Annotated in this window: 26 protein-coding genes; 23 read left to right on the forward strand and 3 right to left on the reverse strand. The window is 52.6% G+C overall.

The window, feature by feature from the left end; all coding sequences use genetic code 11:
* The first annotated feature begins 83 nt into the window (after positions 1–83).
* The 7 genes from IMCC13023_RS03585 (at position 84) to dapF (ending at position 5,631) form a co-directional block, all read left to right on the forward strand.
* The gene (locus IMCC13023_RS03585) at positions 84–398 is read left to right on the forward strand and encodes a helix-turn-helix domain-containing protein (protein WP_040324895.1); all 315 of its coding nucleotides are present in this window, start codon (positions 84–86) and stop codon (positions 396–398) included.
* Positions 398–628, forward strand: coding sequence for a DUF3046 domain-containing protein (locus IMCC13023_RS03590; RefSeq protein ID WP_007541354.1), 231 nt, complete (start codon positions 398–400; stop codon positions 626–628). The genes IMCC13023_RS03585 and IMCC13023_RS03590 overlap by 1 nt, the downstream gene beginning before the upstream one ends.
* Before the next feature lie 150 nt (positions 629–778).
* Positions 779–1,867: a recombinase RecA gene (gene recA, locus IMCC13023_RS03595; RefSeq protein WP_007541357.1), complete on the forward strand. Its 1,089-nt coding sequence runs from the start codon at positions 779–781 to the stop codon at positions 1,865–1,867.
* Positions 1,860–2,372 (forward strand): regulatory protein RecX, encoded by a 513-nt coding sequence (locus IMCC13023_RS03600; RefSeq protein ID WP_007541358.1) that lies wholly within the window; start codon positions 1,860–1,862, stop codon positions 2,370–2,372. The genes recA and IMCC13023_RS03600 overlap by 8 nt, the downstream gene beginning before the upstream one ends.
* Before the next feature lie 13 nt (positions 2,373–2,385).
* Entirely contained in the window at positions 2,386–3,855 is a 1,470-nt protein-coding gene (gene miaB / locus IMCC13023_RS03605; protein WP_007541360.1) for a tRNA (N6-isopentenyl adenosine(37)-C2)-methylthiotransferase MiaB, read from the forward strand.
* Positions 3,845–4,765 carry a tRNA (adenosine(37)-N6)-dimethylallyltransferase MiaA gene (miaA, locus tag IMCC13023_RS03610; RefSeq protein WP_007541362.1) on the forward strand — a complete coding sequence of 307 codons (921 nt, stop codon included), beginning with the start codon at positions 3,845–3,847 and terminating at the stop codon, positions 4,763–4,765. The genes miaB and miaA overlap by 11 nt, the downstream gene beginning before the upstream one ends.
* Positions 4,762–5,631 carry a diaminopimelate epimerase gene (gene dapF / locus IMCC13023_RS03615; RefSeq protein ID WP_007541364.1) on the forward strand — a complete coding sequence of 290 codons (870 nt, stop codon included), beginning with the start codon at positions 4,762–4,764 and terminating at the stop codon, positions 5,629–5,631. Before miaA ends, dapF begins: the two co-directional genes overlap by 4 nt.
* On the opposite strand, the gene IMCC13023_RS03620 is transcribed toward dapF, so the two are convergent.
* Positions 5,603–6,226, reverse strand: coding sequence for a class I SAM-dependent methyltransferase (locus tag IMCC13023_RS03620; RefSeq protein ID WP_040324898.1), 624 nt, complete (start codon positions 6,224–6,226; stop codon positions 5,603–5,605). The two genes, dapF and IMCC13023_RS03620, sit on opposite strands and share 29 nt — an antisense overlap.
* Positions 6,227–6,262: 36 nt before the next feature.
* Between IMCC13023_RS03620 and hflX the strand changes: the two genes are divergently transcribed.
* Positions 6,263–7,696 (forward strand): GTPase HflX, encoded by a 1,434-nt coding sequence (gene hflX, locus IMCC13023_RS03625; RefSeq protein WP_007541366.1) that lies wholly within the window; start codon positions 6,263–6,265, stop codon positions 7,694–7,696.
* Here hflX and lexA read toward each other — a convergent pair.
* Positions 7,683–8,303, reverse strand: a complete 621-nt coding sequence (lexA, locus tag IMCC13023_RS03630; RefSeq protein WP_007541367.1) for a transcriptional repressor LexA — start codon at positions 8,301–8,303, stop codon at positions 7,683–7,685. The genes hflX and lexA overlap by 14 nt on opposite strands.
* Before the next feature lie 196 nt (positions 8,304–8,499).
* On the opposite strand from lexA, the gene IMCC13023_RS03635 reads away from it, so the two are divergent.
* The 6 genes from IMCC13023_RS03635 to IMCC13023_RS03660 are packed head-to-tail and all read left to right on the forward strand — an operon-like array spanning position 8,500 to position 12,640.
* Positions 8,500–8,793: a LysM peptidoglycan-binding domain-containing protein gene (locus IMCC13023_RS03635; protein ID WP_007541368.1), complete on the forward strand. Its 294-nt coding sequence runs from the start codon at positions 8,500–8,502 to the stop codon at positions 8,791–8,793.
* Between the two features lie 37 nt (positions 8,794–8,830).
* Complete coding sequence (locus tag IMCC13023_RS03640; RefSeq protein ID WP_040324900.1) at positions 8,831–9,901, forward strand: histidinol-phosphate transaminase; 1,071 nt, start codon at positions 8,831–8,833, stop codon at positions 9,899–9,901.
* A 30-nt stretch (positions 9,902–9,931) separates the two neighbouring features.
* Positions 9,932–10,531 carry an imidazoleglycerol-phosphate dehydratase HisB gene (gene hisB / locus IMCC13023_RS03645; protein WP_007541370.1) on the forward strand — a complete coding sequence of 200 codons (600 nt, stop codon included), beginning with the start codon at positions 9,932–9,934 and terminating at the stop codon, positions 10,529–10,531.
* Complete coding sequence (gene hisH / locus IMCC13023_RS03650; RefSeq protein ID WP_007541371.1) at positions 10,528–11,157, forward strand: imidazole glycerol phosphate synthase subunit HisH; 630 nt, start codon at positions 10,528–10,530, stop codon at positions 11,155–11,157. Before hisB ends, hisH begins: the two co-directional genes overlap by 4 nt.
* Positions 11,158–11,165: 8 nt before the next feature.
* Entirely contained in the window at positions 11,166–11,894 is a 729-nt protein-coding gene (gene priA / locus IMCC13023_RS03655) for a bifunctional 1-(5-phosphoribosyl)-5-((5-phosphoribosylamino)methylideneamino)imidazole-4-carboxamide isomerase/phosphoribosylanthranilate isomerase PriA (RefSeq protein ID WP_007541372.1), read from the forward strand.
* Entirely contained in the window at positions 11,891–12,640 is a 750-nt protein-coding gene (locus IMCC13023_RS03660; RefSeq protein WP_007541373.1) for an SseB family protein, read from the forward strand. The genes priA and IMCC13023_RS03660 overlap by 4 nt, the downstream gene beginning before the upstream one ends.
* 1 nt (position 12,641) lies before the next feature.
* On the opposite strand, the gene IMCC13023_RS03665 is transcribed toward IMCC13023_RS03660, so the two are convergent.
* A complete protein-coding gene (locus IMCC13023_RS03665; RefSeq protein ID WP_007541374.1) occupies positions 12,642–12,962 on the reverse strand; it encodes a DUF1844 domain-containing protein in 321 nt (106 codons plus the stop codon).
* A 193-nt stretch (positions 12,963–13,155) separates the two neighbouring features.
* On the opposite strand from IMCC13023_RS03665, the gene infC reads away from it, so the two are divergent.
* The 9 genes from infC to argB are packed head-to-tail and all read left to right on the forward strand — an operon-like array spanning position 13,156 to position 21,738.
* Positions 13,156–13,713, forward strand: coding sequence for a translation initiation factor IF-3 (infC, locus tag IMCC13023_RS03670; RefSeq protein WP_445790000.1), 558 nt, complete (start codon positions 13,156–13,158; stop codon positions 13,711–13,713).
* Positions 13,714–13,724: 11 nt separating this feature from the next.
* A complete protein-coding gene (gene rpmI, locus IMCC13023_RS03675) occupies positions 13,725–13,919 on the forward strand; it encodes a 50S ribosomal protein L35 (protein ID WP_040324904.1) in 195 nt (64 codons plus the stop codon).
* A 24-nt stretch (positions 13,920–13,943) separates the two neighbouring features.
* Positions 13,944–14,327 carry a 50S ribosomal protein L20 gene (gene rplT, locus IMCC13023_RS03680; protein ID WP_007541377.1) on the forward strand — a complete coding sequence of 128 codons (384 nt, stop codon included), beginning with the start codon at positions 13,944–13,946 and terminating at the stop codon, positions 14,325–14,327.
* Positions 14,327–15,127, forward strand: a complete 801-nt coding sequence (locus tag IMCC13023_RS03685) for a TrmH family RNA methyltransferase (RefSeq protein ID WP_007541378.1) — start codon at positions 14,327–14,329, stop codon at positions 15,125–15,127. Before rplT ends, IMCC13023_RS03685 begins: the two co-directional genes overlap by 1 nt.
* A 10-nt stretch (positions 15,128–15,137) precedes the next feature.
* Positions 15,138–16,172: a phenylalanine--tRNA ligase subunit alpha gene (gene pheS / locus IMCC13023_RS03690; protein ID WP_007541379.1), complete on the forward strand. Its 1,035-nt coding sequence runs from the start codon at positions 15,138–15,140 to the stop codon at positions 16,170–16,172.
* Positions 16,173–18,653, forward strand: coding sequence for a phenylalanine--tRNA ligase subunit beta (pheT, locus tag IMCC13023_RS03695; RefSeq protein WP_007541380.1), 2,481 nt, complete (start codon positions 16,173–16,175; stop codon positions 18,651–18,653). It begins immediately after the preceding gene.
* Entirely contained in the window at positions 18,654–19,700 is a 1,047-nt protein-coding gene (gene argC / locus IMCC13023_RS03700) for an N-acetyl-gamma-glutamyl-phosphate reductase (RefSeq protein ID WP_007541381.1), read from the forward strand.
* On the forward strand, positions 19,697–20,851 hold the full coding sequence (gene argJ, locus IMCC13023_RS03705; protein WP_007541382.1) for a bifunctional glutamate N-acetyltransferase/amino-acid acetyltransferase ArgJ: 1,155 nt from the start codon (positions 19,697–19,699) through the stop codon (positions 20,849–20,851). The genes argC and argJ overlap by 4 nt, the downstream gene beginning before the upstream one ends.
* Complete coding sequence (argB, locus tag IMCC13023_RS03710; protein ID WP_007541384.1) at positions 20,851–21,738, forward strand: acetylglutamate kinase; 888 nt, start codon at positions 20,851–20,853, stop codon at positions 21,736–21,738. The genes argJ and argB overlap by 1 nt, the downstream gene beginning before the upstream one ends.

Below are 21,738 nucleotides of genomic sequence, written 5' to 3' on the forward strand. Positions count from 1 at the left end.
GTTGGTTATCAATCAGGAAACATTCAGTTACTTTGGGTATTTTTAGCAATAGAAGCCGATAGATTATCGGCCAGGAGGAAACTTTGGTTCTGCTTAGACAAGAAATCGGTGACGTACTTCGTAACCACCGCTTAGAACAGGGTCAGACACTTAGGCAAGTGGCTGCCAAGGCTTCTGTTGCCCTCGGCTATCTTTCCGAGGTCGAACGCGGTCAAAAAGAAGCCTCCTCTGAGATTCTTGCATCCGTAACCGAGGCACTTGACGTGCCATTAGCGCAGTTGCTGCGCGAGGTTTCTGACCGTCTTGCACTGGTCGAAGGCGTTTATGCCGAAAAGACTTACATCCCGGACACCGTCCCAGATGCTTTTGTAACCGAAGCAGAGCTTTACTCTCACTAGTGAAGCTGAGTCAGTTCCGGCAACTAGTCGACGAGGAGTTTGGACCTAGCTTCGCCGCCGTGATATTGGCGGACACCAGACTCACAGACAAATCAGATAAAACCCCGCTGGAGCTAATCAAGTCTGGCGATGATCCCAAGGAAGTATGGCTAGCGCTCTGCTCTCACCTTGGCGTTCCTAAGGAACGTTGGCACGGCAAACCTCGGACAAAGCAACACGCCGAAAACTAATCATTCGAAATTTTGTTCGAACGCCTATTGTTACTAACAGCTAAGAGTTTCTAAGACTTATCAAGAGGTTTCTTGCCAGGTCTGCAAAATGTCTTAGACGGAGCGTAGCTTCGTTGTAAACAAGGCGCCAGGCGTCGGAAAGAGGTTGTAATGCCAAGTGCATCAGATAGAGAAAAGGCCCTAGACACTGCTTTAGCGCAGATTGATCGCCAGTTCGGCAAGGGGTCAGTTATGCGATTGGGATCCGAAGAGCGCGCCCCAATAGCATCGATCTCAACCGGCTCAATCGCGTTGGACGTCGCATTGGGAATTGGTGGGCTTCCAAGAGGTCGAATCGTGGAGGTATACGGGCCAGAGGCCTCAGGTAAGACAACCATTGCTCTTCACGCTATCGCTAGCGCTCAGAAAGCCGGCGGTACAGCCGCATTTATTGATGCCGAGCACGCTCTAGACCCTATTTACGCCGCCAAGCTTGGTGTAGACATCGATGCACTTCTTGTTAGCCAGCCAGACACCGGAGAGCAGGCGCTCGAGATTACTGACATGTTGATCCGATCCGGATCAATCGATGTCATCGTGATTGACTCTGTCGCCGCGCTAGTGCCCCGTGCCGAGATCGAAGGCGAAATGGGAGACACTCACGTGGGTCTTCAGGCTCGTTTGATGTCTCAGGCTCTGCGTAAGCTAACCGGCGCAATCAGCAACACGGACACCACCGCAATCTTTATCAACCAGCTGCGTGAAAAAATCGGAGTCTTCTTCGGTTCACCAGAGACCACTTCGGGTGGAAAGGCTTTGAAGTTCTATGCGTCGGTCCGATTGGACATTCGTCGAATTGAGACCCTAAAGGACGGACAGAACAACGCCGTGGGTAACCGCTCAAGAGTTAAGGTCGTAAAGAATAAGCTTGCGTCACCATTCAAGCAGGCAGAGTTCGATATCATCTTCGGCGAGGGAATCTCCCGCGAGGGTAGCTTGATCGACTTTGGTGTCGAGCAGGACATTGTTAATAAGTCTGGAGCCTGGTACACCTTTGACGGCGAACAACTGGGTCAAGGAAAAGAAAATTCGCGCAAGTTCTTGAAGGAAAATCCGGAGATTGCAGCCACCATCGAACAGAAGATCAAGGCGAAGCTTGGCGTGGGAGTTCCACGACCTGTTGCTGACCTTCCGGTTGAGGAAATTGCAGATGCAGTAGAGGGCACTAAGCCGGTCGCTAAGGCCGCAAACGATGCCTGATATAAAGCCTCAAGAAGCACAGCCTCAAGAAACACGGTCTCAAGAGAAGCTGGAAAAGCGCGCACGTAACGTGCTGCTTTTCCAGCTTTCTCGAAGCATGAAGACTAAATGGCAGCTAGCCCAAATTCTTGAAAAACGAGAGATTCCTCCGGAGATAGCACAGCCTCTTCTGGATCGGTTCGAGGAAGTCCAGTTGATTGACGACTCAGTTTTTGCCGCTGCCTACGTTCGCTCCAGAGTCGAAAAAGGGAAATCTTCAAGAATTATCAGCAGAGAATTACAACAAAAGGGCGTGGATAGGTCTTTAGTTGAAGAGGCTGTTTCGGGTATAACTAGAGAAGATGAAGAGAAGCTGGTTCTGGAATTAGGTAGGGCTCGTTGGGACCGGCTGGCAAGTTTAGAACTCGATGCGAGATACAGAAGAGTCTCGGGATTCTTGATGAGGAGAGGCTTCAGCTCGTCAATGGTTTCTAGCGCACTTCGCGAAATTAGGTCTAACGACTAAAATCAAGCCTGTCATGTCTCTTACCTACGAAGTCCGCACCTTTGGGTGCCAAATGAACGTTCACGATTCTGAGCGTATCTCTGGACTGCTTGACTCAGCTGGCTATGAGGAAAGTAAGGGGAAAGACCCGGACATAGTTGTTTTTAATACTTGCGCCGTTCGTGAGAACGCGGACAACAAGCTTTATGGAACGCTCGGTATGTTGCTTCCCAAAAAAGAGGCTAATCCTAAGCTGCAGATTGCCGTTGGCGGCTGTTTGGCGCAGAAGGATCAGGACGTAATCTTGCAGCGGGCGCCTTGGGTGGACGTGGTGTTCGGAACCCACAACATGGGCTCCCTGCCGGTTCTGCTGGAGCGAGCAAGGCACAATGCTGAGGCTCAAATCGAAATCCTGGAATCCTTGGAGGTTTTCCCCTCTACTCTTCCAACCAAGCGTGAGAGCCCGTTTAGCGGCTGGGTGTCGATTTCGGTGGGTTGTAATAACACCTGCACCTTCTGCATAGTCCCAACGCTGAGGGGCAAGGAGAAGGACCGACGCCCCGGGGAGATTTTGGCCGAAGTCGAAGCACTCGTTGCTGATGGGGCAATCGAAGTTACCCTGTTGGGCCAAAACGTCAATGCATACGGAGTTGAGTTCGGTGATCGCGGTGCATTCGCCAAATTGTTGAGGGCGTGTGGTGAAATCAAGGGGCTTGAACGGCTCAGATTCACATCTCCTCACCCTGCGTCATTTACGGACGACGTGATTGCCGCGATGGCTGAAACCTCGAACGTTATGCCCCAACTACACATGCCAATGCAGTCTGGTTCGGACAAGGTTCTGAAGGACATGAAGCGCAGTTACCGAGCGTCAAAGTATCTGGGGATTCTCGATCGCGTTCGCGCGGTAATGCCGGAAGCTGCGATAACAACCGACATAATTGTGGGCTTTCCGGGCGAGACAGAACAGGATTTTCAGGACACCATAGACGTCGTTAGAAAATCGAGGTTTGCAGCCTGCTTCACCTATCAATACTCGAAGCGGCCGGGAACTCCAGCTGCCGAAATGCCCGATCAGCTTCCTAAGGAAGTAGTTCAAGAAAGATACGAACGCCTTCTAGCAGTCGTCAACGAAGTTGCTTGGGAGGAAAATAAGCTCCTGGTTGGGACAGAGGTTGAGGTGCTGGCTTCAGCCAATGAAGGTCGCAAGGACTCTCAGACCGATCGCCTAACTGGAAGAGCGAAAGATAACCGACTTGTCCACTTCGATGTTCCAGAGGGCCAGGAAGCTCCTCGTCCAGGTGACGCCGTGAGGCTCAGAATCACCAGAGCGGCTCCATATTTCCTTGTTGCCGACTACGCGCCTGGCGGGCTATACGAGGTCCGTAGAACTGCCGGTGGGGACGCCTATGACCGTCGTCAGCTCGAGAGCTGCGGTGTCCCGGGTCCCGGGGAGTCCAAAGTTTCACTTGGCTTACCGATCAGAGTGAAAAGTGGGGTTTAGCGCCCTAGCTATCGTTGGCCCTACTGCCTCGGGCAAGTCCGGGCTGGCCTTATCTTTAGTCGAAGCGCTGGAATCGTCTGGGCAGCCGGCCGAAATTATTAATGCGGATGCGATGCAGCTTTATCGGGGCATGGACATCGGAACAGCAAAATTGCCCAAAAATCAGCGTCGGGGTATTGAACATCACTTGATAGACGCGATTGAACCAAGCGCGGAAATGACAGCGGCCGAATATAGCAAGCTGGCAATAGACACTGCCAACGAGATAAGGGTTCGAGGGAAGTTGCCGGTGTTTGTGGGCGGGAGCATGTTCTACCTAGCGGCCGCTCTCGATTATTTTGATTTCGCTCCAACCGATAAGGAAATTCGAGACCAACTCGAGTCTCAGGCGGAGGTTGTTGGCAACCTTGAAATGCACAACCAGCTTGCGAGGCTAGATCCAGAGTCTGGAAAGAAAATCCACAGCAATAATGTTCGAAAGGTCATCAGAGCACTCGAGGTGATTCAGATAACAGGACTGCCATTTGTCTCTACGCTTCCGGACCCCGAGTACCTTGTCCCCACTCTCACCATTGGCATCGATGTTGACAGAGACGTTCTGAAGCCACGCATTGCAGACCGTGTGGCAGGAATGTGGTCGCAGGGCTTAATTGACGAGGCGGGGCGACTTCTAGAGGGCAAAACGCTGCTATCCAAAACCGCACGTGCTGCTATCGGCTATCAACAAGTCTTTCAACAAATCTCCGGAGAACTTGATGAAGCTTCGGCAATTCAAGACACGATTCGCCTAACTAACCGATATGCGAGAAGGCAAATGTCCTGGTTTAAGCGAGATCGTCGCACTCATTGGTTGCCGGACTCCCCGGAATTGCTCCAGTCCGCATTGGAGCGAATTAGGCTTGGGGTATGAAAATCGAATTCACAAAAGGGCACGGAACGGGTAACGACTTCATCCTCGTGCTTGATAAGGCCGGACAAGTCGATCTGAGTGCAGATCAGGTTGCCGCAATGTGTGACCGGCATTTTGGAATTGGTGCCGACGGCCTAATTATTGTGAAGCCCACCGCCAAGGATTCCGAGGTGGCGGAGCTGCTGGAGGACGAGCCGGAAGCTATTTGGTTCATGGACTACAGAAACTCTGACGGTTCTAGGGCAGAGATGTGCGGAAATGGCATTCGAGTTTTTGCCCGCTATTTGCTGGAAAATGGATTGGCGACGCTAACAGATGGCAGCACTTTGCCGGTCGCTACGAGGAACGGCATCAAGGATCTAACTGCAACGGTGAATGGGTTGGCGGTTGACTTGGGTCTATTTTCAATCGGGGACGACCAAACCCTTGTCAGCACTCAAGGGCTTCAAGTCTCCAGGCCTGGTCTTTCTGTGAATGTTGGCAACCCTCACGTTGTGGTTGCGCTTGCGGATCTCGAGGAGCTGCAGGGCTTAGAGCTTGTGAAAGCCCCAGTCCTAGAGCCCCTGCCGGAAGACGGCGCGAACGTTGAATATGTGGTCCTGGATGAGCCTCTTATCAATAAAGGTGTTGCAGGGCTAACCATGAGGGTCCACGAACGCGGCTCCGGGGAGACCATGAGTTGTGGTACCGGCATAGCGGCTGCAGCCCTTGCAATTCGACACTGGGCTGGGGGGACTCAAAACTTTTGGAAGGTGAAAGTTCCTGGGGGAGAGGTTGCTGTCAGGATGTTTCCAACCGAGGACGGCGAACACGTTTCAATCAGTGGCCCGGCAGTACTTACTTACTCTGGGACTTGGCAGGATTAACCACTTCGATAATTCTGTAGGTCTTTGCTGTCCCTAATCTGGAAACATCATGACTCGGGTATTCCTCTGCTAGCCAGCGCACCAGTGAATCGGCCCCCAAATTCTTCTGAACTACAAAAACAGCTTTTCCGCCGGCCTCGAGCCGAGGAATGTAGGTTCTTAATAATTCGTGCAGCGCAACTTTGCCAATTCGAATTGGTGGGTTTGACCAGATCGCGTCAAATTTCAAGTCCGAGGGTAGGTCGTCGGCAAGACAGATGCTGAGATTTGTAAGTCCAATTCGATCGGCGTTCGCTCGGGTCTGCTCGATGCTCCGCTGGTTGATATCTACCGCATGAACTTTTGCAGCTGGACATAGAGTTGCAATCACGATCCCTATCGGACCCCACCCGCAACCTAGATCGAGTACGTTTCCATCTTTTGGTAGTAGCGAAGTTTGGGAAAGAAGAACCTTGGTACCGGGGTCTAGTTGTGTGGAGCTAAAGGTTCCGCTTGCGGCAGCCATGTCAAATCTCACACCGTCAACTTCAAATGAAACCTCAGTTTCAATTTTCTTCGCTGTCGGCTCTGAGCTGAAATAGTGCTCCATCGCCATGCGCCAAATCTAATACAGGCTTAGTCTTAAACAACAATGGAACCAGAATCTACTATCGACCGAATTTTACGCCGCGGCTCCCTAGCGCCCGCGTCCGAGTATGACGGCGACCAGCTCGAGCTGGAAGAGCGGGCGTCGCTTAGACGAGTCCCCGGGCTTTCGACCGAACTAGAAGATATTTCAGAGGTCGAGTACAGACAGCTGCGCCTCGAAAAGGTGGTCCTAATTGGTGTTTGGGGGACTGGCACAGTGACCCGAGCCGAAAACTCGCTCCGTGAACTGGCTGCCCTTGCCGAGACTGCTGGAGCTGAAGTGCTGGACGGACTTCTGCAAAGACGCGCAAAGCCCGACCCCGCGAGTTACTTTGGAAAGGGAAAAGCAGAAGAGCTCAGGGAGTTAGTCAAGGAAGTTGGCGCCGACACCGTCATAGCTGATGCCGAGCTTGCCCCATCGCAGCGAAGAACCCTGGAAGACATAGTCAAGGTCAAGGTAGTGGACCGAACTGCGATCATTCTTGATATTTTTGCCCAGCACGCCAAGAGCAAAGAAGGAAAAGCCCAAGTCGAACTTGCGCAGCTTGAGTATCTACTCCCAAGATTGCGCGGTTGGGGCGAGTCGATGTCCAGGCAAGCCGGAGGCCAGGCTGCCGGTGGTGTTGGAATAGGGTCGCGTGGGCCCGGTGAGACCAAGATCGAACTTGATAGAAGACGAATCAACACCAAGATGGCCAAATTGCGTCGTGAAATTGCCTTGATGAAGAGCGCTCGAGATACCAAAAGACTCAAGCGGGAAAAAGCGAGAGTGCCTCAGGTGGCAATCGCCGGCTACACCAACGCAGGAAAATCCTCTCTGCTTAACAGGCTCACCAAGGCCGGTGTTTTGGTGGAGAACGCACTTTTTGCGACTCTTGACCCAACAATCAGGAGGCACGAGACACCGGACGGAAGAAGTTATACGCTTGCCGACACCGTTGGTTTTGTGCGCTCGTTACCTCACCAATTGGTCGAGGCATTTAGGTCTACCCTCGAAGAAATTGCGGGTGCAGATTTGATTGTTCATGTCGTGGACGCGACCGACCCCGACCCACTCGGACAGATCCAAACCGTCCGCCTAGTAGTCGCCGAGGTAGATGCTTCCGCAATCGAAGAGTTGATTGTTTTCAATAAAGCCGATTTAGTTTCCGAAGAGGAGCACATCAGGCTGCGAGGCCTTTGTCCCGGGGCATTTTTAGTGTCTTCGAGGACGGGCCTAGGTATCGCAGAACTTGAGGCCGCCATTGCGTCTTCATTGCCCCGACCAGAGGTCTTGTTTGACGGGCTGATTCCCTATGACCGCGGAGATTTAGTGTCAAGAATTCACGTGGCCGGAAAAGTGCAGTCCATTGAATACGTAGAGGGTGGTACCAAGGTCAAAGCGTTGGTGCGGGAAGACCTAGCTGCGGAATTGGCAAGCCTTACTAGACGGCCCTAAGGACAGCAACTACCTTGCCGAGAATTACGGCGTGCTCCCCAGGAATTGGCTCGAATGCCGAGTTTCTTGGAAGCAACCAGGTGTTTCCGTCGCGTTGTTTGAACATTTTGACTGTCGCCTCTTCTTCGAGCATTGCGGCTACTATGTCGCCGTTCTCAGCGGTCTGCTGCTGACGAACCACTACCCAGTCGCCGTCACAAATAGCGGCATCAATCATTGACTCTCCGACGACCTTTAGCAAAAACAAGTCGCCCTGCCCCACAAGCTGGCGGGGGAGAGCAAAGACATCTTCAACGTTTTGTTCTGCCGTTATCGGACCACCGGCTGCGATTCGACCTACAAGCGGAACCATCGCCGCGTCGGGGTTGATGATTTCTCCGGCTGGCTCTAGTCCTAGCAAGTCGATTGTTCGAGGGCGTCTTGGATCTCTACTAATAAATCCAAGAAGCTCGAGCTTGTTTAGTTGATGAGAGACGCTCGCCGTTGAGGATAGCCCGACGGCCTCACCAATCTCTCTCATTGAGGGCGCGTAATTGCGGCCAGCCATCGATTCGGCTATGACAGTGAGAATTCTCTGCTGAACATTAGTCAAGTTCGAGGTGTCCATGCGTGCCCCTTCTTCAAAATGTCTGAGGGTAGCTGTTTACTACCTGTATCGAAACTGTATTCGTATTTATAGCAAATACCAAACACATTTTCGATAAAGCCACAAATATTCATTCAGAAATGCTTGCTTTTTCGAAAAGGCTGCGTAAACTTAGAACAAGTGTTCGAAACAAGTATTCGGACTGAAGGGACACAACATGTTAGTTCTTGGAAACTATCGGCTTACAAATCCGAGGCGTTTGGTACGCGCAGTTGTAATTCTCGCTCTCAGTTTTGCAATCAGCATCTTAGGAATCACCGGCTCTTTTGCTGGAAGCGCCCCTGGGGGAACTCTTGAATTTGTCACGGTGCAGTCAGGTGACTCGCTTTGGGAGCTGGCGGACAAGTACGCTCCTTCTCAGGATCCCAGAGACTGGATTGCGCGGGTTGTTATGGTAAATGCTCTTGAAACTGTCGAATTGACTCCTGGTCAGCAAATAGCTCTTCCCTGAGTCGCTTGGGTTCCAACTCATTCGCTAATCTTGAGGGGTGACTAACCTCGATGATCTGCCCATACGACCAGACTTGGTCGGACAGCTGCCCTACGGCGCCCCTCAAGTCGATGTTCCAATCAGACTTAATGTAAATGAAAACACCTTTGGAATTCCCGAAGATGTCGCGCTGAGAATTGTCCAGCGAACTGCGGAAGCCGCTCTAACACTTAACAGGTATCCCGATCGTGAGTTCATGGAGCTTCGTAAAATGCTCGCTGAGTTCCTGGGTGGAAACTTGGCGGCAGAGCAAATTTGGGCTGCAAACGGCTCGAATGAAATTTTGCAGCAGTTTTTTCAAGTCTTTGGGGGTCCAGAGGCAAAGGCAATGAGCTTTGGTCCTACTTATTCGATGTACGCGAACATTGCAAGAACGACCCTAACCGAATACCAGTTGCTTCCCCGGCTCGATGGTTATTCTCTGACCAGTGAGTATGTGCGTGAGGAAATCCAAAGAGCGGAGCCTCAAGTAGTTATCCTTTGTTCGCCAAATAACCCAACTGGAACCGGTAGCTCGCTGGACGTAATTGAAGCGGCCTACGAGAGCTTCGAGGGAATGCTGCTTATTGATGAGGCCTATCAGGAGTTTTCTGACTCTCCAAGCGCTATATCGCTACTACCTGGACGACCACGTCTAGTAATAAGCCGCACCATGAGCAAGGCATTCGCCTTTGCCGGAGCGAGGGTTGGCTACATGGCTGCCGATGCTGCCGTGGTTGATGCCATGCGCATTGTTAGGCTGCCGTATCACTTGTCTGCACTGACTCAGGCGGCAGCCATGGCGGCGCTGGAGACAAGCGGTCAACTGCTGGCTAATATCGAGCAGATTAAAGTTCAGCGCGATCGAATTATGGTCGGCGTCTTAAAAATGGGCCTCAAGCCCTTGCCATCGGATGCGAACTTCGTCCTAATTCAAGGGTTCGAAGACACTCAAGTTATTTTTGAGAGCCTGCTGGCCAAGGGGATTATCGTGAGGGACATCGGAATTCCGGGCTGTCTGCGAGTCACAGCCGGAACCGAAGCCGAGACCACAAAATTACTTGGCGAGCTGGCATTGCTGCTTGACTAAACTAGAGGCACTAGAGCCAAAGGAACAGCTGTGAATCGGGAAGCAAAAATCAGTCGCAAGACAAGTGAATCGTCGGTTGAGTTATCAATCAATCTTGACGGCACCGGAAAGAGTGAAATCTCAACCGGTGTGCCCTTCTATGACCACATGCTGACTGCATTCTCTAAGCACTCTCTAATAGACCTAAATGTTGTTGCTAGCGGCGATGTTGAAATCGACGCACACCACACCGTTGAGGATGTTGCGATTGTTTTGGGTCAGGCGCTTGCTCAGGCACTCGGTGAGAAGCAGGGAATTAGTCGCTACGGAGACGCAACCGTTCCGTTGGACGAGGCATTAGCTCGAGCAGTCGTGGATGTTTCAGGCAGGCCTTTTTTGGTTCACTCAGGCGAGCCAGCTGGGTTTGAGTACCACTTGATTGGCGGGCACTTCACTGGGTCATTGGTACGGCACGTGTTTGAGGCAATTGCACACAATGCTGGCCTTACGGTCCACATAAATGTTTTGGCGGGTCGAGATGCCCACCACATAGCCGAGTCTCAGTTCAAGGCTTTTGCGCGAGCGCTAAGGCAGTCGGTAGCTCTGGATCCTCGCGTTGTAGGCGTGCCATCGACCAAGGGGAGCTTGTGACCAAATCGGTCACAGTTCTTGATTACGGCAGTGGCAACGTCCATTCCGTCTGCAAGGCGCTAACCGAAGCTGGCGCGGATGTAACTCTCACGGACAACGCCAATAACATCTATCAATCTGACGGCTTAGTAGTTCCCGGTGTTGGGGCCTTTGGTTCGGTTATGGAAAAGCTAACTGCGCATGGTGCCGATCGCCTCATTGATAAGAGGCTGACTGCTTCTAGACCGGTGCTTGGGATCTGCGTTGGCATGCAGGTGATGTTTGAAAACGGTTTGGAGCACGGCGTTGAAACTCAGGGCCTAGGGCAATGGCCCGGGACTGTAACTTTGCTCGATGCTCCAAGATTGCCCCACATGGGGTGGAGCACAGTCGAGGCACCCTCGGACTCGATTTTGTTTAGTGAAGTTGAAAAGGAGCGTTTTTACTTCGTTCACTCCTATGCTGCCGTGGCTTGGGAACTTGATATCCGACCTCCATTTATCCCGGCTCACTTGACCTGGTCTAACCACGGCGAACGATTTCTCGCGGCAGTTGAAAATGGTCCGCTGTCAACCACTCAGTTTCACCCCGAAAAATCTGGCCCAGCCGGTTTGAAGTTACTTTCAAATTGGATTGAATCTATCTAGGAGACACCTTGAAGCTTGAGCTACTACCCGCGGTCGACGTTGCATCCGGCAAGGCTGTGCGTCTTACTCAGGGTGAGGCAGGGACCGAAGAAGATTTTGGGCACCCTATTACGGCAGCGCAAGATTGGATTGCGGCCGGGGCAGAGTGGATTCACCTGGTTGATCTTGATGCCGCATTTGGTCGCGGGCACAATCGAGAGGTGATCGCTGACGTGGTAGCCCAAAGCGGTTCAGTAAAAATTGAACTTTCTGGAGGCATTCGCGACGATCACTCGCTTGAGGCAGCTCTGGAGCTTGGTGCTGCGCGAGTTAATCTCGGAACCGCCGCACTTGAGGATCCGGAGTGGACATCAAAAGTAATCGGCAAATACGGTGACCAGATTGCCGTTGGTTTAGATGTGCGGGGAAGCACGCTGGCTGCTCGAGGGTGGACCAAAGAGGGCGGAGACCTGCTTGAGGTTTTGGCGAGGCTGGAAGCGGATGGCTGCGCCAGATATGTCGTGACGGACGTTACCAAAGATGGAACCCTGAAAGGCCCGAACCTCGAGCTCTTGAAGTTAGTGATGAAGCACACCAAAAAGCCTGTCGTGGCTTCCGGGGGTATTTCTACTCTCCAGGACATTCAGGACCTAGTTGATTTGGTTCCGCTTGGCCTGGAGGGTGCGATTTTAGGCAAGTCGCTTTACGCAGGCCGCTTCACGCTGGAGCAAGCCTTGGCGATAGCGACCGGCCATTGACTGAAAGCCCGTTTGTCGATTCGGCTGGCGTCCCTTGGAAGGGACGCTCATTTGAGGAGAATCCTTGGGCAGAAGATGACGGTGAAACTCCAGAACTAATTGCGGCGGCTCTGTCAGCCACTCCGTTTGTCAAAATGAGTTTCATTGAGTCACTTCGTGGACAGCGTCTGCTGGTCCCGCTAATTGCTGAGATTGGACAGACCGGTATTGGCCCCCACGGTCAAACAGTTGATAAAAGTGCGGACTTGGCAATAGTCGCTGTGGCGACTCCGGATGACAGAACTGCAATCCCTGCCTTTACTTCGGTCGCAGATATGCTTTCTTGGAAGCCCGATGCGCGTCCCGTGCCGGTGTCGATAAATAAGCTTTGCGTCGCAGCAGTCGGTGAGGGTCACACGCGAGTAATTATTAATCCAGGAACTCATGCACGGGCCCTTCGCAGGACTGAACTCGCGGCTTTGGCTCAAGACCTGGAGATAATTGACGCGGTTTCTGGCCCCGAAGTGAAGCGTGTGATTGCCCATGCCGTCAAGGAGGTAGAAGACGTTGTTATGGCCGGAGTGTCGGCCGGCGACCCAGAGGCAAGGCTTGTAGCGGAGGAAATAGTAATTGAGGTCGGCATGAGGCCAGGCTTGACCGCCGAAGATCTAGAGAGTGCTCTGACCAGTTTTGTCGCGCACCTAAGGGCTGAGAGCCTTGATGACTTCGTCGATTCTTTTAAGCTGAAAATAATTTCCGTTATTTAGGTCAGGAAACTGGTCCCGTGTATTTCTCTCCGGGTCCTTGACCGGGGGCATCTTTTATAAACGAGGCTTCCCGGAAGGCAAGCTGCAAGGATCTAAGACCGTCTCTCAGGGGGCGAGCGTGGTGGTCGCCGATTTCTCCTGCAGCAGCGCTAACTAGACCTGCCAGCGCAGTGATCAGCTTTCGTGCCTCGGCTAGGTCACCTGGAGTGTCGTCGGACAGCCCGCACTGAACCGCAGCAGCACTCATTAGGTGCACCGCGGTTGTGTTAATAACCTCGACAGCTGGAACTTCAGCGATGTCACGAGCTAAATCTTCTTCCACTTTTCCTCTTCTCAATATTCAAATGCTCTGCTAGGCTACCTGAGGCTCCGAGCTATTGCTCGGTCAGAAGTGGATTACAATCCCACCTGTCAGCCGCCTTCTAAATAGGCTGCCGGGTAAGAGAGTTGATTTATTTCTGCACGCTTGCGTGGTCAAAACCAGTTATTAAGGAGAAATTATCAGCGATCCTCGCATTAATGAGCGTATTCGGGTGGCACAGGTTCGTCTTGTGGGACCAGCTGGAGAGCAAGTAGGCGTTGTTGATATTGATCAAGCACTCAAGTTGGCTAGAGAGGCCGACCTTGACCTAGTCGAGGTTTCGCCTGGCTCAAGCCCTCCTGTTTGCAAGATTATGGATTACGGCAAGTTCAAGTACGAAGCTGCCCAAAAGGTCCGTGAGGCTCGCAAGAACCAGGTCAACACAGTTTTGAAGACTGTTCGATTTGGTTTGAAGATTGATAGCCATGACTATGAGACAAAGGCGGGACAGGTTCGAAAGTTCCTCAAGGCCGGCGACAAAGTCAAGGTAATGGTTGTATTTCGCGGTAGAGAGCAGTCTCGACCCGAAATGGGTGTCAAGTTACTCAGGAATTTAGCTGACCAAGTTACCGAATTTGGAACAGTTGAGTCGAATCCATCAATCGATGGCCGAAGCATGGTCATGGTTATAGGTCCGCTCAAGAACAAGGCCGAAGCTCGAGCAGAGGCTAAAAAGGCACAGCAGAAGCCTGCTGTGGAGCAAGAGAACTAAAAGGAGAGCTCATGCCGAAGATGAAGACCCATTCGGGCGCCAAAAAGCGTTTCCGCTTTACTGGCAGCGGCAAGCTGATGAAGCAGCAGATCAACATGCGACACAACCAGGAGCACATGTCCTCCAGGCGCAAGCGTCGCCTGAATGCAGACCAGGTCGTTTCCCCAGCAGATTTCAAGAAGCTTAAAAGGCAGCTCGGCCGCTAGGGCTGACTAAGAAGGAGTAAGAACATGGCAAGAGTAAAAAATGCTGTCAACTCGCACAAAAAGCGCAGAGTCGCTCTAGAGCGCGCCAAGGGTTACCGCGGACAACGCTCGAGACTGTATCGTCAGGCAAAGCAGCAGTTGCTGCACTCGCTTGTCTACGCGTACAACGATCGTCGTAAGCGCAAGGGTGATTTCCGCAGACTATGGATTCAGCGAATCAACGCTGCGGCTCGTCTAAACGGTATGACTTATAACCGCTTCATCCAGGGGCTCAACCTCGCTGGTATTGAGGTAGACCGCAGAATTTTGTCCGACATGGCAATTCATGACCCTAAGTCTTTCGCAACCTTGGTTGCCTCGGCGAAGGCAGCATTGCCAAAGGACGTGAACGCTCCAAAGGCTAGCTAATGTTGGATGATCCCAGATCCAACAGGGTCAAGGGGATTGTTCGACTGAACCAAAAAGACGCCCGGTATGAAACCGGGCTCTTTTTGCTTGAAGGGCCACAGGGCCTAAAAGAGCTAGAGAAATCTCCCCGTCTAGTTGAAGAGGTCTTCGTGACCTCCTCGGCTTGGGAGCGGTATCGTGAAATCTTGGCTGGACTATCCGATTTGGGTGTCGCCATCGAAGAAGTCACCGACGAAGTTATGAGCAAAATTTCCGACACCAGAACCCCGCAAGGGGTGGTGGCAGTCGTTCATCACTTGGACATCAAGCTCGACAAGCTTCTTTCAACAGAGCCGGTTTTGTTGGCACTTATCGATCAAGGTCGGGATCCCGGTAATCTCGGCTCGATAATAAGGGCCGCTGATGCGGCCGGTGCGGACGCGGTTATTCTGAGCCCTGACTCGGTGGATGTTTATAACCCGAAGGTAGTCAGGTCAACCGCAGGAAGCATCCTGAATGTGCCTATCGTCGTAGATCAGGACCTAGTTGAGGCGATCAGCAAGATAAAGGCGTCCGGCATTCAAGTGTTTTCTTCTAGCTCTTCAGGTCAAGATGTCACTGAAGTTTCTGTGGCGGAAATGGCAAAGCCAACCGCTTGGGTTTTTGGTAATGAGGCTCATGGTGTTACCGATGAGGTTGCTAAAAAAGCGGATAAGACCATGTCTTTGCCTATTTATGGTGCCGCCGAATCATTGAACCTAGGTATAGCGGCTTCAATTTGCCTGTATCTCACTGCGGTCGCTCAGCACACTAATCGCTAAACTTGTCCCGATGTCAGAGAAATTAACTCCCGAAGTAGTAGCCCAGGCGCTGCAAGAGTCCCTAAGCGCTTTGGCGGCTGTTGAAGATGCGGCGACCCTAAGAAGCCAGAAGGCCCAGATTGTTGGAGAGAACTCCCCAATTAGCAGGCTAAATGCTTTGATCAAGGCAGTCCCGAATGAGCAAAAAGCCGAGGCTGGCAAGTTAGTTGGAGGGGCAAGGGCACAGCTAAATCAAGCGTTTGAGGAAAAAGAAGTCAAACTCGAGTCGCTAGCGGCCAACGAGGCTCTTGCGAACGAAAAAGTTGACATGACTGCTGCACCGAAGTTTTTAAGGCTCGGCGCAAGGCACCCGTTATCTCTTTTGATGGATCAGGTCAGCGATGTGTTCGTTGGCATGGGCTGGGAGATAGCCGATGGCCCTGAGCTTGAAAACGAATGGTTTAATTTCGACGCCTTGAATTTTCACCCGGACCACCCAGCCAGGGCAATGCAGGACACTTTCTTTGTGAAGCCAGTTGAGAATCACCTACTGTTGCGGACTCACACTTCTCCTGTTCAGGTTAGATCCTTGCTCGAGCGTGAACTACCGGTTTATGTGCTGTGCCCGGGCAGGGTCTTTAGAACCGATGAGTTAGATGCAACCCACACACCGGTTTTCCATCAGGTGGAGGGTTTGGCGATCGATAAGGGTCTGACCATGGCCGACCTTCGGGGAACTTTGGAGCACTTTGCAAGAGTGATGTTTGGCGATGAGGCCAAAATCAGATTGCGGCCGAGTTTTTTCCCTTTCACTGAGCCCTCTGCAGAACTGGATGTTTGGCATCCGGACGCCAAAGGCGGACCGCGGTGGGTCGAGTGGGGTGGCTGCGGCATGGTCAATCCAAACGTGTTGCTCGCCGCAGGAATTGATCCCGAGGTCTATTCCGGATTCGCATTCGGGATGGGTATTGAGAGAACTTTGATGTTTAGAAACGGCGTGAAAGACATGCACGACATGGTCGAAGCCGATGTTCGTTTTAGCGCTCAGTTTGGATCGGTGATCTAGATGAGAATTCCACTTGGATGGCTCGGCGAAATGGTTGAGCTTGGCTCTAAAGCCACCCCGAATGACGTGATGGCTGAACTCGTGAAAGTTGGCCTCGAAGAAGAAGGCTCCCACGGTGGGGACATTTCCGGACCGGTGGTCGTCGGGGAAGTGGTGTCCTTCGAGGTCGAAGAGCAGAAAAATGGGAAAACTATTCGTTGGTGCCAAGTCCGAGTTGCAACCAGCGGCGACGAAGAGATCAGGGGCATCGTCTGTGGTGCAGCTAATTTCGTGGCAGGAGACAAGGTTGTAGTAAGCCTGCCAGGTGCGGTTTTGCCCGGAGGGTTCGAGATTGCGGCCAGAAAAACCTACGGACACGTGTCTGATGGAATGATCGCGTCGGCTAAAGAACTAGGGCTGGGAGATGAGCACGAAGGAATTCTTGTCCTCAGCTCTATAGGTCTTGACCCTGAGATTGGCCTGGATGCAATAGCACTGCTGGGTTTGGACGAGTCTGCCGCAGAGGTCAACGTGACTCCGGACCGCGGCTACTGCCTGTCAATTAGAGGCATAGCAAGAGAGTATTCGCATGCAACCGGAGTGAAGTTCCAAGACCCGGTTCTTGCCATTGAGCCGGTAATGGGTTCCGGCTTTACGCTCGAAGTGAAGGACAGTGCCCCCATCCACGGCAAGGCTGGCTGCAGTCAGTTTGTCCTGGTTGGAGTTGCTGGCCTGGACGCTGAGGCGAAGGTTCCGGATTGGATGGTAAGCCGTCTCAAGCTGGCCGGTATGCGCTCGATCTCAATAGCAGTGGACATCACTAACTATGTGATGCTCGAGCTCGGTCAGCCACTGCACGCTTACGATCTTGACAAGCTAGTTGGCGGCATCAGTGTTCGCCGGGCAAAGGCCGGCGAAGAGCTCGTAACCCTAGATCAAAAAACCAGAAAGCTTCACGAAGAAGACTTACTAATCTGTGATGAGCAGGGTCCGATAGGAATCGCCGGCGTGATGGGTGGCGCCCGGACCGAGGTTAGTTCGACCACTAAGTCGGTTCTTATAGAGGCGGCGATTTTCGATCCGATCTCGATTGCAAGAAGTGCGAGACGCCATAAGCTCCCGTCCGAAGCATCAAAGCGGTTTGAGCGTGGAGTAGATAGTTCGATCTCCAGGGCTTCGGCCTCAAGGGCAGCTGGGTTGTTGACTGAGCTTGCCTCTGGGAGTTTTAGCGGCGTCGGGGCCGAATACGCAAGCGTGTTTGAACCCGCAGCTATAGAGATGAAACTTGATTATCCTGGCCAATTGGTGGGTGTCGAGTACTCGGCGGACCAAGTGATTGCAAGCCTCGAGGAAATCGGATGCACGGTTACCAAAATTGACGATCTCGTTCAGGTCATTGTGCCTAGCTGGCGTCCTGACATTACTCATAAGACGGACTTGGTTGAAGAGGTCGCAAGGCTTATCGGATACGACAAAATTCCAGCCAGGCTGCCGGTTGCGCCTCCGGGGCGTGGCCTTACATCAAGGCAGAAACTTCGACGCCGGGTGCTATCAGGACTCACCGGTGCTGGATTCATCGAGGTTCTGAACTACCCGTTTGTATCTGCTGAGCAAAACGGCTGGATGGGCTCAGTTGTTGGTGTGGAGCTTGAAAACCCAATGCAGTCTGAGGCGCGTTTCTTAAGAACGTCATTGGTTCCAGGATTGATTTCCGCTGCCGCCAGAAACATTTCTCGCGGATCCACCGACATAGCTTTACTAGAAGAGGGTTCGGTATTTCTGCCAAATGGCGGCAGTGCCGTGACCGCTTTGCCCGCGGGTAATGAGCGACCCTCGGAAACAACTCTGGCCGCGCTAAAGGCGGCAATACCAATGCAGCCGAGGTTGGTTTCTGGTCTACTTGCGGGCGACTGGTTACCTCAAAGCCCAGGGCAGCACTCGATACCGGCAGGCTACCCACAGGCCTTGGGCGCAGTAGAGATAGTTATGCAGCAGGCTGCGGTTTCTTTTGAGCTAAAGCAACTTGAGATTGCTGGCCTTCACCCGGGACGAGCCGCGAACGTGTTGGTGGCTGGAAAAGTGGTGGGATTTGTCGGCGAAGTTCACCCGGAGCTAGCTTCACAAAACCACCTACCCAGATCCGTTGGAGTGTTTGAGTTGAATCTGGATGAAATTTTTGCTTTGGCTCCGGACTTGGTTCAGGCCCAGGAGCTTGGCGTTATGACTTTCTTGACGCAGGACATTTCTCTTGTGGTTGATGTCCAGGTCAGTGCCGCCGATTTGACCAAGAGCATCGTGACCGGTGCCGGAGATCTACTAGAAGAAATCCGCTTGGTTGATGACTACCGGGGTAAAGGTTTAGACGCTGGCCAAAAATCCCTGACTTTCGCGCTTCTATATCGAGCTCATGATCGCACTCTTACCCAGGCGGAGGCTACTGCAGCCAGGGATCAGGCCGTCGAGCTTGCAAACCAACAATTCGGCGCAACACTAAGGGGCTAAATGACTATTCAGGTGGCGGTTGCTGGAGCAAGCGGGTACGTTGGCGGCGAGCTTTTGCGCCTAATAGCAGCGCATCCGATGCTCGACCTAGGAGCCGTCACTGGACACAGCAATGTGGGTCAAAGTCTTGGCCAGCTCCAGCCTCATATCCCGGAATTTGCCGATCGAGTCTTAGTAGAAACTTCGGTTGAGAGTCTGGCGGGACACGAAGTTGTATTTCTTGCCTTGCCGCACACCAAAAGTGCGGAACTGGCGGCGCAGCTTCCTACCCACGTCATGGTGATTGACTGCGGAGCTGATTTTAGATTGCAAGACGCAGCCGCTTGGGAAACTTATTACCAAACTACTCACGCCGGCTCATGGCCCTACGGCCTCCCAGAGCTAATGCTTGCAACCGGAGGTAAACTCAGGACTGAACTTCGTGAAGTTAGGCGCTTAGCAATACCGGGCTGCAACGTGACCGCGGTTTCTCTTGCATTGGCACCGGCGCTGGCAGCGGGGCTTATCGAACCCGATGACATCGTTTCAGTGTTATCGGTTGGAACCTCTGGAGCTGGAAAAGCAAGCAGCATCGATCTGTTGGCAGCCGAGGTTCTTGGATCTGCGAGAGCTTACGGGGTTGGTGGAACTCATCGACACACGCCGGAGATTGAGCAGAACCTGTCCTTGGCAGCGGGCAAACCGGTGACAGTTTCTATGACCCCGGTTCTGGTCCCGATGTCCAGAGGAATTTTGGCAGTTAATACTGCAAAGCCTTCGAGTCGTTTTTCGCTTGAGTATCTCCGAGATGTTTATCAGAGCGCCTACGGGGAAGAAAGTTTTGTCCAGCTGCTTCCGGAGGGTCAGCTTCCAAGAACCGCTAGCGTATTGGGCACGAATAACGCCCAGATATCTCTCGCCTTTGATGAGCACGCTCAGAAAGTTGTTGTGGTGAGCGCGATCGATAATTTGGTCAAAGGAACCGCTGGCGCCGCCATTCAGTGCATGAACATTGCTCTTGGTTTGACGGAGCAGGTTGGCTTGAGCTCGATTGGGGTCGCCCCATGAGCGTTGTAGGCCCCAAGGGATTTGTAGCCTCCGGAGTCGCCGCTGGCCTGAAAGCCAGTGGCGGTCTTGATGTTTCCCTTGTAGTAAACCAAGGACCTAATAATGCCGTGGCCGCGGTGTTCACGACAAATCGCTGTCTTGCGAATCCAATCCTGTGGTCTAAGCAGGTTATTGCTGGTGGCCAGGCAAGGGCCATCGTTTTGAACTCCGGCGGAGCCAACTGCTACACCGGCGTGCAGGGTTTTCAAACGACGCATGCGACCGCAGAAAAACTTGCGGAACTTAGCGGATTCCCCGCAGCTGAAATTGTTGTTTGCTCGACCGGCTTAATAGGCGAGCAGCTGGACAGGCCTAAATTATTGAGCGGGGTAACCTCGGCATTTGATGCGCTTTCGGAAACAGGTGGACAAGACGCAGCTCACGCAATTATGACCACTGACACCGTGGCAAAGCTTGGATCGAGATCAAGCGCTGACGGTTGGGCTTTGGGCGGGATGGCAAAGGGAGCTGGCATGCTGGCCCCGGGCCTTGCAACAATGCTTGTGGTTATCACCACCGATGCCGTTTTGAATAGTGAACAGCTGGACGCTGCCCTAAGGGCTGCCACCCGAGTGAGTTTCGATCGACTTGATTCGGATGGCTGCATGTCGACCAACGACCAAGTGACTTTGATGTCCTCTGGAGCAAGCCAGAAAACCCCGGACTTAGCAGAGTTCACAGCATTGCTAACTGAGCTTTGCAAGGAGTTGGCGCTGAAGTTATTAGATGACGCCGAGGGGTCGAGTCATAACATTCACATCACCACTCAAGGCGCCAAGACTGAGGATGACGCCCTTGAGGTTTCTAGGGCAGTAGCTCGCAACAACCTGTTCAAGGCTGCAATATTTGGCAAAGACCCGAACTGGGGCAGAATCTTGGCCGCGGTTGGAACAACTTCAGCGGAATTTGATCCCTACGGAATAGACGTGTCTATCAACTCCATATTGATTTCTTCCAAGGGGGAGCCGGCCGAAGATCGGTCAAAGGTTGACTTGAGCGGTAAAGAGGTTCAGGTGGTTATAGACCTTCATGCCGGCAGCCTCAGCGCTACGGTTGTTACCAATGACCTAACCCACAGCTACGTCGAAGAGAACAGCGCATACTCAAGCTAATGATTCCAGCGAATACAGACCAAGCACTTGCAAGGCTCAAGGCCGAAACTCTGATCGAGTCGCTGGATTGGCTTAGAGAGTTCCACGGGCGAATAGTTGTGGTGAAGTTCGGCGGGAATGCGATGGTTGACGAGCAGCTGCAACTGGCATTTGCTCAGGACATGGCATATCTTCGGTTCGTGGGCATTAAGCCGGTCGTGGTGCACGGCGGAGGGCCACAAATAACTGCCAGGCTCGCTGAAATTGGAATTGAAAGCGAGTTCAGGGCCGGAATGCGCTATACCGACGAAAAGACCATGTCGGTTGTCAGAGACGTGCTTAGAAATCAGATCTCTAAAAACTTAGCGGATCTAATTGAGGAATCGGGAGCACAGACCGTCGTGCTTTCTGGTGAAGACGACTCCCTGTTTAGGGCCGTGAAGGTAAAGGGTCACACTTCGGAGGGTGAAGTCGATTTGGGCCTTGTCGGTGAAGTGAAGACTGTCAATCCAAGGGCGGTGCTTCAAGCACTTGACCAGGGCAAGGTGCCCGTTATTTCTTCAGTTGCGCCGTCTAACTCAGGGCAACTGTTAAATGTCAATGCTGACCTAGCTGCATCGGCGCTCGCGATAGCGCTCGGTGCTGACAAGTTGATGGTGCTAACTGATGTCCCAGGTCTCTACGCGAACTGGCCGGAAATAGACTCGCTTTTGTCTGAGATAAGTGTCGAGGAGCTAACCGAACTAATGCCTAAGCTTGAATCCGGGATGATTCCAAAAATGGAGGCTTGTTTGCGGGCGGTTCAAGGTGGAGTTCCAAAGGCCCACATCATTGACGGCAGACAACCGCACAGCATCCTGCTGGAAATCTTCACAAAAGCCGGTGTCGGAACCCAGGTAACGAGTTAG

Source organism: Candidatus Aquiluna sp. IMCC13023, assembly GCF_000257665.1.
Classification (GTDB): domain Bacteria; phylum Actinomycetota; class Actinomycetes; order Actinomycetales; family Microbacteriaceae; genus Aquiluna.